The sequence below is a fragment of the Mycobacterium hackensackense genome (assembly GCF_025822555.1).
Classification (GTDB): domain Bacteria; phylum Actinomycetota; class Actinomycetes; order Mycobacteriales; family Mycobacteriaceae; genus Mycobacterium; species Mycobacterium fluoranthenivorans.
In genome coordinates this window covers 1-12,863 of sequence record NZ_JACKUC010000034.1, presented here as the reverse complement: position 1 = coordinate 12,863, position 12,863 = coordinate 1, and the positions used below count along the sequence as shown (strand labels likewise).

Genomic DNA, 12,863 nt, shown 5'->3' with positions numbered 1-12,863 from the left:
TTATGTCTGAGCTGTTTGACTGCGCCGACCCCGACCAGCGTGCCACCGGGCTGGCCTCCGCGATAAGCGCCGCCAAGGGCGGCCGGCTGGTCGTGCTGCCCACCGACACCGTGTACGGCATCGGTGCCGATGCCTTCGACGGCGACGCGGTGGCCGCGCTGCTGGCCGCCAAAGGCCGCGGCCGGGATATGCCGGTCGGTGTGCTGGTCGGTTCCTGGCACACGATCGACGGTCTGGTGTACGCGGTGCCGCCGGCGGCGCGCGAGCTGATCCAGGCGTTCTGGCCCGGCGCGCTGAGCCTGGTGGTGCGGCACGCCCCGTCCCTGCAATGGGACCTGGGCAACTCGGCCGGCACCGTGATGCTGCGTATGCCATTGCATCCGGTGGCCATCGAGCTGCTGCGCGAGGTCGGACCGATGGCCGTGTCCAGCGCCAACATCTCGGGTAGCCCGGCCGCGGTGACAGCTCAGGACGCCCGGAGCCAACTGGGGGAGCGGGTCGAGGTCTACCTGGACGCCGGTTCATCCCCGCAGGGTGCGGCGTCGACGATCGTCGACCTCACCAGCGAGAGCCCCCGGGTGCTGCGCGAAGGGCCCGTCAGCGTCGCCGATATCGCCAAGGTGCTCGGTGCCGAACCCGAGACTCTGCTGGGTTGATCTCCCGGGTCGCTGCACTCCAGCCCGCCGGATCTGACCCTCAGCTTCGTCGCGTACGGTTCACCGGGTGGTGAACGTAGCCGTGCTGGCGTTATCGGACCGGGGCGCCGGGGTCCCGCTGCGGGAGCTCGCCCTGGTCGGTCTCACCGCCGCGATCATCACGTACTTCGCCACCGGCTGGGCCCGGGTGATCGCCACTCGGGTCGGCGCGGTCGCCTATCCGCGGGAACGCGATGTCCATCTGCAGCCGACTCCCCGGATGGGTGGGTTGGCCATGTACATCGGGGTGGCCGCCGCCATCCTGCTGGCGTCGCAACTACCGGCGCTGAACCGGGGTTTCGTCTATTCGACCGGTATGCCCGCCGTCGTCGTCGCGGGCGGGCTCATCATGCTCGTCGGCCTGATCGACGACCGGTGGGGGCTGGACGCACTGACCAAATTCGCCGGCCAGATCACCGCCGCCAGTGTGCTGGTGACGATGGGGGTGGCGTGGAGCGTCCTCTACATCCCGATCGGCGGGGTGGGCACGCTGGTCCTCGATCAAGTCACCTCGATCCTGCTGACCCTGGCGCTGACGGTGTCGATCGTCAATGCGATGAACTTCGTCGACGGGCTCGACGGGCTGGCGGCCGGCCTCGGGTTGATCACCGCGCTGGCCATCTGCATCTTCTCCGTCGGGCTGTTGCGCGACCACGGTGGCGACGTGCTGTTCTATCCCCCCGCGATGATCTCGGTGGTGCTGGCCGGCGCGTGCCTGGGCTTCCTGCCGCACAACTTCCACCGCGCCAAGATCTTCATGGGTGACTCGGGCTCGATGCTGATCGGACTCATGCTCGCCGCGGCATCGACGACGGCCGCGGGCCCGATCTCGCAGAACGCCTACGGTGCCCGCGACGTGTTCGCGCTGCTGTCACCGTTCCTGCTGGTGGTCGCGGTCATGTTCGTGCCGGCCCTGGACATGCTGCTGGCGATCATCCGTCGCACCCGCAAAGGCCTGAGCCCCTTCAGCCCCGACAAGATGCACCTGCATCACCGTTTGCTGCAGATCGGCCACTCGCATCGGCGGGTGGTTTTGCTCATCTACTTGTGGGTGGGAATCGTCGCGTTGGGTGCCGCGAGCACCATCTTCTTCGACCCGCGCTACACCGGCGCGGTGATGCTGGCGGCCATCGTGGTCGCCGGCATCGTCACCCTGATTCCCCTGCTGCGGCGTAGGGAACAGTCCGTCGACTGACCGTCCGGAGGGTTTGTACGACAAAAAGTAGTAGGCCTGTTTTTGGGCCTCCTACCTTGTGGTACGGTTCTGCCCATAACCCGAAAAACCTCACGGGTTGCCGGCCCGGCGCGTCGGTCGAAAGACCGATTGGCGCCGATTTACGACCGACAAAGGGAGCTACCCCTTGGGTGATTCCAGCGCGCCCGTCGCCCTCCGATACGCTCGGCGGGCACGCACAGGAATTTTGCAGGACAGATGAGTAACGCCCTCGACGACGCGGGATTGAGGTGAGCCAGGTGACGACGCCAGCGCAGGATGCGCCGTTGGTGTTCCCCTCCGTGGCATTTCGCCCGTTGCGTCTGCTCGTCGTCTGCGTCGTCCTCACCGCCCTGGCCATTCTTGCCGCCGGGTACACCGGTCACCTCTTCTTCGGCGTCTTCTTCGGTGTCGGCCTCGGACTGGGTTTGCTCAACGCACTGCTGGTGCGCCGCGCCGTCGAGTCGATCACGGCGGAGGACCACCCACTCAAGAAGAAAATGGCCATAAACTCCGCGACGCGACTGTTGGTCATCACCGCCGTCGCACTGGCCGTCGCGATCGGCTTCAAAGCACACGGCGGGATCGCCGTCCTGTTCGGATTGGCGATCTTCCAGGCACTGCTGGTGCTGTCCACCAGCCTTCCGGTGCTGAAGAAGATCCGCAAAGACGGACTGGACGTCCAAGGCACTCCCGACACCTCCGGCACGGAATCGAAGGATTGAGCTGACACAGATGAATGAGATCGTTCTCGCCGCTGAGGGCGCCGAGGGAGGCGGCGGCGCCGCCATCCACGTGGGGCACCACACGATGGTGTTCGAGTGGTTGGGCATGACGTTCAACGGCGACACCATCCTCGCGACCGCCATCACGGCCGTCATCATCATCGCGCTGGCGTTCGTGCTGAAGGCCAAGGTGACGTCGACGGGTGTGCCCGGCGGGGTGCAGCTGTTCTGGGAGGCACTGACCATCCAGATGCGCCAGCAGATCGAAGGGTCGATCGGCATGAAGATCGCCCCCTTCGTGCTGCCGCTGTCGGTGACGCTGTTCGCCTTCATCCTGGTCTCGAACTGGCTGGCCGTGCTCCCGCTGCAGTACGGCGGGGCCGACGGGGCCGCCGCCGAGTGGTACAAGCCGCCGGCCTCGGACATCAACTTCGTGTTGGCGCTCGCGCTGTTCGTGTTCCTCTGCTACCACGCGGCCGGCTTCTGGCGCCGCGGGCTCATCGGTCACCCGATCAAGGTGCTCAAGGGCCACGTCAGCATCCTGGCGCCGATCAACATCGTCGAGGAGATCGCCAAGCCGATCTCGCTGGCACTGCGACTCTTCGGCAACATCTTCGCCGGCGGCATCCTGGTGTCACTCATCGCGATGTTCCCCTGGTACATCCAGTGGGCTCCGAACGCCATCTGGAAGACGTTCGACCTCTTCGTCGGTCTGATCCAGGCCTTCATCTTCGCGCTGCTGACGATCCTGTACTTCAGCCAGTCGATGGAGCTGGACCACGACGACCACGACTCCAAAGAGAACGCGCACCACTGATCCACATCACGACCACTGCACTGAACCGTACGAACCAGAAGTCCTGGTGGCAACGCCACCAGCTATCAAGGAGGAAATAGGAATGGATGCAAACGCCCTCATCACGGCGGGTGCGCTGATCGGCGGCGGCCTGATCATGGGTGGCGGCGCGATCGGCGCCGGTATCGGTGACGGTATCGCCGGTAACGCGCTGATCTCCGGCATCGCCCGGCAGCCCGAGGCTCAGGGCCGGCTGTTCACCCCGTTCTTCATCACCGTCGGTCTGGTGGAAGCCGCGTACTTCATCAACCTGGCATTCATGGCGCTGTTCGTCTTCGCCACGCCGGCCTACACGGGCTAGTAATCCGTAAGCATGGGTGAACTCGTTTCGACTGTCCTGGCGGACGGCATCGACATCCTGGCGTCCAGCCAGGCAGCGGAAGAAGGCGGCGGGGGACAGAGCAACTTCCTGCTCCCCAACGGCACCTTCTTCGCCGTGCTGGTCATCTTCCTGATCACGCTCGGCGTGATCTGGAAATGGGTTGTGCCGCCGGTCAGCAAGGTCCTTGCCGAGCGTGAGGCGATGCTCGCCAAGACCGCTGCGGACAGCCGTAAATCGGCCGAGCAGGTAGCGGCCGCGCAGGCCGACTACGACCAGGCAATGGCCGGCGCACGCACCGAGGCCTCCGCGATCCGCGATGAGGCCCGGTCAGCCGGCCGTGAGGTGGTGGACGCCAAGCGGGCCGAGGCCAGCGGTGAGGTCGCCGAGACCCTACGCCAGGCCAATGAGCAGCTGTCCCAACAGGGTTCGGCCACTCAAGGTGAGCTCGCCTCCTCGGTCGACGGACTGTCGGCCACCCTGGCCAGCCGCATCCTCGGCGTCGACGTGAAATCGGGACGGAACAAGTAGATGTCGATTTTCATCGGGCAGCTGATCGGCTTCGCCGTGATCGCCTACATCCTGTGGCGCTATGTGGTGCCGCCGGTGAAGACGCTCATGGCCAAGCAGCAGGACGCCGTCCGCACCGCTCTGGCCGAGAGTGCGGAGGCAGCACAGAGGCTCGCCGACGCCGACGCCATGCACGCCAAGGCGCTGGCCGATGCCGCCGCCGAGTCCTCGAAGGTCACCGAGGAGGCCCGCCAGGACTCTGTGCGGATCACCGCCTCGCTGGCCGAGCAGGCCGGGGTTGACGCCGAGCGCATCAAAGCCCAGGGCGCACAACAGGTTCAGCTGGCACGCCAGCAGCTGGTCCGGCAGCTGCGCCAGGGGCTCGGTGACGAGGCCGTCGAGAAGGCGGGTGACCTGGTGCGCGGCCATGTGGCCGATCCCTCGGCGCAGGCCGCAACAGTGGACCGCTTCCTGGCCGATCTGGCCGCGATGGCGCCGTCCACGGTGGTCATCGACACCGCTGCGACCGCCGGTCTGCGGGCCGCCAGTCGTGCGGCGGTGGCGACGCTGACCGGTGAGTTCGACACCGTCGCAGCGGGCCTGGACGCCGACGGGTTGACCGCGCTGGCCGGCGATCTGGCTGCGGTGGCCCGTCTGCTGATCACCCAGGGTGCGCTCAACAAACACCTCGCCGAGCCGTCCGACTCGGCCGACGCCAAGATCGCATTGGTGGACCGGCTGTTGAACGGCAAGATCGGCGAGCCCGCGCTCGCTCTGGTCCGCACCGCCGTCGCGCAGCGCTGGTCGGCCGAGGCCGACCTGGTCGACGGTATCGAGTACACCGCGCGGCTGGCGTTGCTGCAGCGTGCGCAGGTCGACGGTGAGGTCGACGACGTGGAGGACCAGCTTTTCCGGTTCGGTCGTGTTCTGGACGCCGAGCCCCGGCTGTCCGCCCTGCTCAGTGACTACACGACGCCGGCTGAGGGCCGAGTTGCGTTGCTGGACAAGGTTCTCGGCACCGCGAACGGCACCGCCCGCGCGCTGCTGGCGCAGACCGTCGGACTGCTCCGCGGTGAGCGCGCCGACCAGGCGGTCATCGACCTGGCCGAGCTCGCCGTGGCACGTCGCGGGGAGCTCGTCGCCCATGTGACGGCCGCTGCCGATCTGACTGCGGCCCAGCATGCCCGGTTGGCTGAGGTGCTCACCGGCATCTACGGCCACCCGGTCGCCATCCAGCTGCATGTCGATCCGAACCTGCTCGGCGGTCTGACGATCGCCGTCGGCGACGAGGTGATCGACGGCTCCATCGCGTCACGACTGGCTGCCGCCCAAACCGGCCTGCCGGACTGACACCCCACGAACCCCCAGAAAACCCAAGGTAGGAAGACGAAAAACCATGGCAGAGTTGACAATCTCGGCTGCTGATATCGAAGGTGCCATCGAGGACTACGTGTCCTCGTTTTCCGCCGCCACCGAGCGCGAAGAGATCGGCACCGTCGTCGACGCCGGTGACGGCATCGCCCACGTCGAGGGCCTGCCCTCGGTGATGACGCAGGAGCTGCTGGAATTCCCGGGCGGTGTCCTGGGTGTGGCCCTGAACCTCGACGAGCACAGCGTCGGCACGGTGATCCTGGGTGAGTTCGAGAAGATCGAAGAGGGCCAGCAGGTCAAGCGGACCGGCGAGGTGCTCTCGGTGCCCGTCGGTGACGCCTTCCTGGGTCGCGTCGTCAACCCGCTGGGCCAGCCGATCGACGGCCAGGGGGACATCGCCGCCGAGTCCCGCCGCGCTCTCGAGCTGCAGGCGCCCTCGGTGGTGCAGCGTCAGGGCGTCGGCGAGCCGCTGCAGACCGGTATCAAGGCCATCGACGCCATGACCCCGATCGGCCGCGGACAGCGCCAGCTGATCATCGGTGACCGTAAGACCGGCAAGACCGCGGTCTGCGTCGACACCATCCTCAACCAGCGCGAGGCGTGGGAGACCGGCGATCCCAAGCAGCAGGTGCGCTGCGTGTACGTCGCGATCGGCCAGAAGGGCACCACCATCGCCAGCGTCAAGCGGGCGCTGGAAGAGGGTGGCGCGATGGAGTACACCACCATCGTCGCGGCCCCGGCCTCCGACCCCGCCGGCTTCAAATGGCTGGCGCCCTACACCGGTTCGGCCATCGGGCAGCACTGGATGTACGACGGCAAGCACGTGCTGATCGTGTTCGACGATCTCTCCAAGCAGGCCGACGCCTACCGCGCCATCTCGCTGCTGCTGCGCCGCCCGCCGGGCCGCGAGGCGTTCCCCGGTGACGTGTTCTACCTGCACTCCCGGCTGCTGGAGCGTTGCGCGAAGCTCTCCGACGAGCTCGGTGGCGGTTCGATGACCGGGCTGCCGATCATCGAGACCAAGGCCAACGACATCTCGGCGTTCATCCCGACCAACGTCATCTCCATCACCGACGGCCAGTGCTTCCTGGAGTCCGACCTGTTCAACCAGGGTGTGCGACCGGCCGTCAACGTCGGTGTGTCGGTGTCCCGCGTCGGTGGCGCCGCGCAGATCAAGGCCATGAAAGAGGTCGCCGGTTCGCTGCGTCTGGATCTGTCGCAGTACCGCGAGCTGGAGGCCTTCGCGGCCTTCGCCTCCGACCTGGACGCCGCATCCAAGGCCCAGCTGGACCGTGGTGTGCGCCTGGTCGAGCTGCTCAAGCAGGCGCAGTACAGCCCGCTGGCGGTCGAGGATCAGGTCGTGTCGATCTTCCTCGGCACCCAGGGTCATCTGGATTCGGTTCCGGCCGAGGATGTCTCGCGCTTCGTCGACGAGTTCCTGGAGCACGTGAAGGCCAGCCACTCGGAGATCCTCACCGGGATCAAGGAGTCCAAGAAGCTCTCCGAGGAGGCCGAGAAGAACCTGGTCAAGGTGATCAACGACTTCAAGAAGGGCTTCTCGGCGACCGACGGCAGCTCGGTGGTGGTCAAGGACGCCGAGGCCGAAGCACTGGACCCCGAGGACCTGGAGAAGGAATCGGTCAAGGTCCGCAAGCCGGCTCCCAAGAAGGCCTAGGTAACCCATGGCAGCCACACTTCGCGAGCTACGCGGACGTATCAAATCCGCCTCGTCGATCAAGAAGATCACGAAGGCACAGGAGCTGATCGCCACGTCGCGGATCGCCAAGGCGCAGGCCCGGGTCGACGCGGCCCGGCCTTACGCCACCGAGATCACCAACATGCTCACCGAGCTCGCCGGTGCCAGCGCGCTGGATCACCCGCTGCTCGTCGAGCGGGAGAACCCCAAGCGGGCCGGTGTCCTGGTGGTGTCCTCGGACCGCGGCCTGTGCGGTGGCTACAACGCCAACGTGCTGCGCCGCGCCGAGGAGCTGTTCTCGCTGCTCCGTGAGGAGGGCAAGAAGCCGGTTCTCTACGTCGTCGGTCGAAAGGCCTTGGGCTACTACAACTTCCGGCAGCGTGCCGTGGTTGAGTCCTGGACCGGCTTCTCGGAGCGGCCGGACTACGAGCACGCCAAGGACATCGCCGAGACCCTGGTGGCGGCCTTCCAGTCCGGTGCGGACGACGACGGCGACGACGCGGGTGCCGACGGCATCCTCGGCGTCGACGAACTGCACATCGTGTCGACCGAATTCCGGTCCATGCTGTCGCAGACAGCGGTGGCCCTGCGGATCGCGCCGATGGTCGTCGAGTATGTCGGCGAGCAGGAGACCGGACCGCACACCCTGTATTCGTTCGAGCCCAGCGCCGAGAACCTGTTCGATGCGCTGCTGCCGCGGTACATCGCGACCCGCGTGTACGCCGCGCTGCTGGAGGCGGCGGCTTCGGAATCGGCGTCGCGCCGGCGCGCCATGAAGTCGGCCACCGACAACGCCGACGATCTGATCAAGGCGCTCACGTTGGCGGCCAACCGTGAACGTCAGGCGCAGATCACCCAGGAAATCAGCGAAATCGTCGGTGGCGCCAACGCGCTCGCCGACGCCAAGTAGGCCTCGTAGGAAAGCGAAGAAGAATATGACTGCTACCGCAGAAAAGACCGCAGGCCGGGTCGTGCGTATCACGGGCCCCGTGGTCGACGTGGAGTTCCCGCGCGGCTCCGTACCCGAACTGTTCAACGCACTGCACGCCGAGATCACCTATGGCGCGCTGGCCAAGACCCTCACCCTCGAGGTGGCCCAGCACCTCGGTGACAACCTGGTGCGCACCATCTCGATGCAGCCCACCGACGGCCTGGTGCGCGGCACCGAGGTGTCCGACACCGGTGCCTCGATCTCGGTGCCCGTAGGTGACGGCGTCAAGGGCCACGTGTTCAACGCCCTCGGCGACTGCCTCGACGAGCCGGGCTACGGCAAGGACTTCGACCACTGGTCGATCCACCGCAAGCCGCCGGCCTTCGCCGACCTGGAGCCCCGCACCGAGATGCTGGAGACCGGTCTGAAGGTCGTCGACCTGCTCACCCCGTATGTGCGCGGCGGCAAGATCGCCCTGTTCGGTGGTGCCGGCGTCGGCAAGACCGTGCTGATCCAGGAGATGATCAACCGTATCGCCCGCAACTTCGGTGGCACCTCGGTGTTCGCCGGCGTGGGGGAGCGCACCCGTGAGGGCAACGACCTCTGGGTCGAGCTCGCGGATGCCAACGTGCTCAAGGACACCGCCTTGGTGTTCGGCCAGATGGACGAGCCGCCGGGCACGCGTATGCGCGTGGCCCTGTCCGCGCTGACCATGGCGGAGTACTTCCGCGATGAGCAGGGCCAGGACGTGCTGCTGTTCATCGACAACATCTTCCGGTTCACCCAGGCCGGTTCCGAGGTGTCGACCCTGCTCGGTCGTATGCCCTCGGCCGTGGGTTACCAGCCGACGCTGGCCGACGAGATGGGTGAACTCCAGGAGCGGATCACCTCGACCCGTGGTCGCTCGATCACCTCGATGCAGGCCGTGTACGTGCCCGCCGACGACTACACCGACCCGGCGCCGGCGACCACGTTCGCCCACCTGGATGCCACCACCGAGCTCTCTCGTGCGGTGTTCTCCAAGGGCATCTTCCCCGCGGTGGATCCGCTGGCATCGTCCTCGACGATCCTGCACCCCAGCGTGGTCGGCGACGAGCACTACCGGGTCGCCCAGGAAGTCATCCGGATCCTGCAGCGCTACAAGGATCTTCAGGACATCATCGCGATCCTCGGTATCGACGAGCTCTCCGAAGAGGACAAGGTCCTGGTGTACCGGGCCCGTAAGATCGAGCGCTTCCTGAGCCAGAACATGATGGCGGCCGAGCAGTTCACCGGTCAGCCGGGTTCGACCGTGCCGCTCAAGGAGACCATCGAGGCCTTCGACAAGCTGGCCAAGGGCGAGTTCGACCACCTGCCCGAGCAGGCGTTCTTCCTCATCGGTGGTCTCGACGACCTGGCGAAGAAGGCCGAAAGCCTCGGCGCCAAGCTGTGATGAGCGCTTGCGCGAAGAACAGGTGGGTTGAGTTGAGCGTTCACCCGATAAACGGATTGGTGGTGTCCAATGGCTGAACTGGACGTCGAGATCGTCGCAGTCGAGCGCGCGCTGTGGTCGGGTAAGGCGACGTTCGTGTTCACCCGTACCACCGCGGGTGAGATCGGCATCCTGCCGCGGCACATCCCGCTGGTGGCTCAGCTGGTCGACGACGCCATGGTCCGGGTCGAGCGCGAGGGCGAGGACGATCTGCGGATCGCGATCGACGGCGGTTTCCTGTCGGTCTCCGAGACCGGAGTGAGCATTCTGGTCGAGAACGCAGAGTTCGAATCGGAAGTGGATGCCGACTCGGCAAAGCGGGATTCCCAATCCGACGACCCCGCCACCGCGGCGTGGGGGCGTGCTCGTCTGCGCGCCGTCGGGCAGCTCGACTAAAGGTCACGGCCGATGAGCGCGCTCATGTGGATCATGGTCGCGCTCATTGGTGTGCTGATGCTGGCGGTCGCCGCCCTGGTGTACCGATTGTGGAAGTTGCGACAGGTTGGCGGCACGGCCGCCATCCTGCGCGACTATCCCGCCGTCGGAGGGCAGGGTTGGCGGCACGGCGTCATGCGTTATCGCGGTGGCGAAGCCGGCTTCTACCGGTTGTCCAGCATTCGTTGGTGGCCCGATCGGCGGCTCAGCCGATTGGCCTTGGAAGTGGTCGGTCGCCGTTCCCCCCGGGGGGACGAGTTCGACATCATGACCAAGGAAATCGTAATCCTGGAACTACGCGACTCCGGCCACGGCTACGAGGTCGCCCTCGACCGCGGCGCGCTCACCGCGTTCACCTCCTGGGTGGAATCCCGCCCGTCTCGCCGCACTCGGCGCCGAACCGGCTAGCGATCCTCTTTCGGCTGGTCCGCCTGCCCACCGCCCGGCTTCCACAGCACATCGCCATCCGGGTTGGCCGCGCGCGACATGATGAACAGCAGGTCCGAGAGCCGGTTGAGGTACTTGGCCGGCAGCACGTTCACCGAATCCCCGTACTCCTCGACCGCGGCCCAGGCCGAGCGCTCGGCGCGGCGAGTGACCGTGCGTGCCACGTGCAGCAGGGCCGACAGCGCGGTACCGCCGGGCAGGATGAACGAGTTCAGCGGAGCCAGGCCCTCGTTGAACCGGTCGCACCACCCCTCCAGCCGGTCGATGTACTCCTGCGGCACACGCAGCGGCGGGTACTCCGGGTTCTCCGCGACCGGGGTCGACAGATCGGCGCCGGCATCGAACAGATCGTTCTGGATCTGGCGGAGGACGGCCACGATCTCGGGGGCCGGACTGCCCAGGGCGATGGCCACACCGAGGGCGGCGTTCGCCTCGTCGCAATCGGCATAGGCCTGCAAACGGGCGTCGTTCTTCGAGACGCGACTGAAATCACTGAGCCCGGTGCTCCCGTCGTCGCCGGTACGGGTATAGATGCGGGTCAGGTGCACGGCCATGGTTGAACCGTACCGGTCACAGCCGCATCGCAACCTGGCCACGCGTTCTGATTCTGGCCGCTGATCTGCTTACACTGGCCCGCGTGAGCGAGCGTTTCGTGGTGACCGGTGGTAGTCGGTTATCGGGCGAAGTCGCCGTCGGGGGAGCCAAGAACAGCGTCCTGAAGTTGATGGCCGCGTCCTTGCTGGCCGAGGGCACCAGCACCATCACCAACTGTCCGGACATCCTGGATGTGCCGTTGATGGCCGAGGTGCTGCGTGGCCTGGGGGCGACCGTCGAACTCGACGGCTCCACGGTCCGGATCGCGTCTCCGGACGAACCCAAATACGACGCCGACTTCGCCGCGGTCAGACAGTTCCGGGCCTCGGTGTGTGTGCTGGGCCCGCTGGTCGGGCGCGGTAAACGCGCCAAGGTGGCGTTGCCTGGCGGCGACGCGATCGGATCGCGGCCGCTGGACATGCACCAGGCGGGCCTGCGTCAACTCGGGGCCCGCTGCAATATCGAGCACGGCTGTGTCGTGGCAGAGGCCGATCATCTGCGCGGCGCCGAGATTCAGCTGGAGTTTCCCTCCGTGGGTGCGACCGAGAACATCCTGATGGCCGCGGTCTTGGCCGAGGGTGTGACGACGATCCACAACGCCGCCCGTGAACCCGATGTGGTCGACCTGTGCGACATGCTCAACCAGATGGGGGCACAGGTCCAAGGGGCCGGCTCGTCGACGCTGACGATCACCGGTGTGGACCGGCTCTATCCCACCGAGCATCGCGTCATCGGTGACCGCATCGTCGCGGCCACCTGGGGGATCGCGGCGGCGATGACACGCGGCGACATCTCGGTCACGGGTGTGGACCCGGCCCACCTGCAGCTGGTGTTGCACAAGCTGCACGATGCGGGGGCGACGGTCACCCAGCACGACAACGGCTTCCGGGTGGTGCAGTACGAACGGCCCAAAGCCGTCAATGTGGCGACTTTGCCGTTCCCGGGATTTCCCACCGACCTGCAGCCGATGGCGATCGGATTGGCGTGCATCGCCGAGGGGACCTCGATGATCACCGAGAACGTGTTCGAGGCGAGGTTCCGCTTCGTCGAGGAGATGATCCGGCTCGGTGCCGACGCGCGGACCGATGGTCACCATGCGGTGGTCCGTGGTCTGCCCCAGTTGTCGAGCGCTCCGGTGTGGGCGTCTGACATCCGGGCCGGTGCGGGCTTGGTGCTCGCCGGCCTCGTCGCCGACGGCGATACCGAGGTGCACGACGTCTACCACATCGATCGGGGCTACCCGTTGTTCGTGGAGAACCTGGCCAGTTTGGGTGCGGAGATCGAGCGAGTAAGCTGATCTGAGACGGGCGTACCACCGTCACAAGCCTCTGACCAGGGGATTTGACTTCGCGGCGGCCGTGGATCTAATCTTTTGAAGTCGCCGCGGAAACGCGAGACAGAGAAGCTTGACTCGCCGGACAAGTTAGTTTAAGCTGGCAGGGTTGCCCCGAAACGGGTAGCTTCGACAAAATCAAGTCTGTTGTTTGAGAACTCAATAGTGTGTTTGGTGGTTTTTGTTTGTTGTTTTTTGGCCACTCGTTTTTGGGGGGATTCCCGTCTTCCTGAGTTTGGTGGGTGGCTGTTTTTTTGGATGCCAGTT

At 66.2% G+C, this 12,863-nt stretch carries 14 protein-coding genes; 13 read left to right on the top strand and 1 reads right to left on the bottom strand.

Annotated features, from left to right (window positions below; genetic code table 11):
• Positions 1–2 precede the first annotated feature (2 nt).
• The 12 genes from H7J86_RS26065 (at position 3) to H7J86_RS26010 (ending at position 10,630) form a co-directional block, all read left to right on the top strand.
• Positions 3–656 carry an L-threonylcarbamoyladenylate synthase gene (locus tag H7J86_RS26065; protein ID WP_090363893.1) on the top strand — a complete coding sequence of 218 codons (654 nt, stop codon included), beginning with the start codon at positions 3–5 and terminating at the stop codon, positions 654–656.
• A gap of 67 nt (positions 657–723) precedes the next feature.
• Positions 724–1,890, top strand: a complete 1,167-nt coding sequence (locus H7J86_RS26060; protein ID WP_187096506.1) for a glycosyltransferase family 4 protein — start codon at positions 724–726, stop codon at positions 1,888–1,890.
• A gap of 278 nt (positions 1,891–2,168) precedes the next feature.
• Entirely contained in the window at positions 2,169–2,633 is a 465-nt protein-coding gene (locus H7J86_RS26055) for an ATP synthase subunit I (RefSeq protein ID WP_090364062.1), read from the top strand.
• A gap of 10 nt (positions 2,634–2,643) precedes the next feature.
• Positions 2,644–3,450 carry a F0F1 ATP synthase subunit A gene (gene atpB / locus H7J86_RS26050; RefSeq protein ID WP_090363890.1) on the top strand — a complete coding sequence of 269 codons (807 nt, stop codon included), beginning with the start codon at positions 2,644–2,646 and terminating at the stop codon, positions 3,448–3,450.
• Between the two features lie 82 nt (positions 3,451–3,532).
• The gene (locus H7J86_RS26045) at positions 3,533–3,790 is read left to right on the top strand and encodes a F0F1 ATP synthase subunit C (protein WP_170847486.1); all 258 of its coding nucleotides are present in this window, start codon (positions 3,533–3,535) and stop codon (positions 3,788–3,790) included.
• Positions 3,791–3,802: 12 nt separating this feature from the next.
• Positions 3,803–4,339: a F0F1 ATP synthase subunit B gene (locus H7J86_RS26040; RefSeq protein WP_090363888.1), complete on the top strand. Its 537-nt coding sequence runs from the start codon at positions 3,803–3,805 to the stop codon at positions 4,337–4,339.
• Positions 4,340–5,668 carry a F0F1 ATP synthase subunit B/delta gene (locus H7J86_RS26035; protein WP_090363886.1) on the top strand — a complete coding sequence of 443 codons (1,329 nt, stop codon included), beginning with the start codon at positions 4,340–4,342 and terminating at the stop codon, positions 5,666–5,668.
• A gap of 46 nt (positions 5,669–5,714) precedes the next feature.
• Positions 5,715–7,364, top strand: a complete 1,650-nt coding sequence (gene atpA, locus H7J86_RS26030) for a F0F1 ATP synthase subunit alpha (RefSeq protein WP_267294482.1) — start codon at positions 5,715–5,717, stop codon at positions 7,362–7,364.
• Positions 7,365–7,371: 7 nt separating this feature from the next.
• Positions 7,372–8,295 (top strand): F0F1 ATP synthase subunit gamma, encoded by a 924-nt coding sequence (locus H7J86_RS26025; RefSeq protein WP_090363883.1) that lies wholly within the window; start codon positions 7,372–7,374, stop codon positions 8,293–8,295.
• A gap of 25 nt (positions 8,296–8,320) precedes the next feature.
• Positions 8,321–9,748, top strand: a complete 1,428-nt coding sequence (gene atpD, locus H7J86_RS26020) for a F0F1 ATP synthase subunit beta (RefSeq protein ID WP_090363882.1) — start codon at positions 8,321–8,323, stop codon at positions 9,746–9,748.
• Positions 9,749–9,817: 69 nt separating this feature from the next.
• Positions 9,818–10,183 carry a F0F1 ATP synthase subunit epsilon gene (locus tag H7J86_RS26015; RefSeq protein WP_267294480.1) on the top strand — a complete coding sequence of 122 codons (366 nt, stop codon included), beginning with the start codon at positions 9,818–9,820 and terminating at the stop codon, positions 10,181–10,183.
• A gap of 12 nt (positions 10,184–10,195) precedes the next feature.
• The gene (locus H7J86_RS26010; RefSeq protein ID WP_170847485.1) at positions 10,196–10,630 is read left to right on the top strand and encodes a DUF2550 domain-containing protein; all 435 of its coding nucleotides are present in this window, start codon (positions 10,196–10,198) and stop codon (positions 10,628–10,630) included.
• On the opposite strand, the gene H7J86_RS26005 is transcribed toward H7J86_RS26010, so the two are convergent.
• Complete coding sequence (locus H7J86_RS26005; protein ID WP_090363879.1) at positions 10,627–11,223, bottom strand: cob(I)yrinic acid a,c-diamide adenosyltransferase; 597 nt, start codon at positions 11,221–11,223, stop codon at positions 10,627–10,629. The genes H7J86_RS26010 and H7J86_RS26005 overlap by 4 nt on opposite strands.
• Positions 11,224–11,306: 83 nt before the next feature.
• On the opposite strand from H7J86_RS26005, the gene murA reads away from it, so the two are divergent.
• Positions 11,307–12,560, top strand: coding sequence for a UDP-N-acetylglucosamine 1-carboxyvinyltransferase (gene murA, locus H7J86_RS26000; protein WP_090363877.1), 1,254 nt, complete (start codon positions 11,307–11,309; stop codon positions 12,558–12,560).
• Positions 12,561–12,863 lie beyond the last annotated feature (303 nt).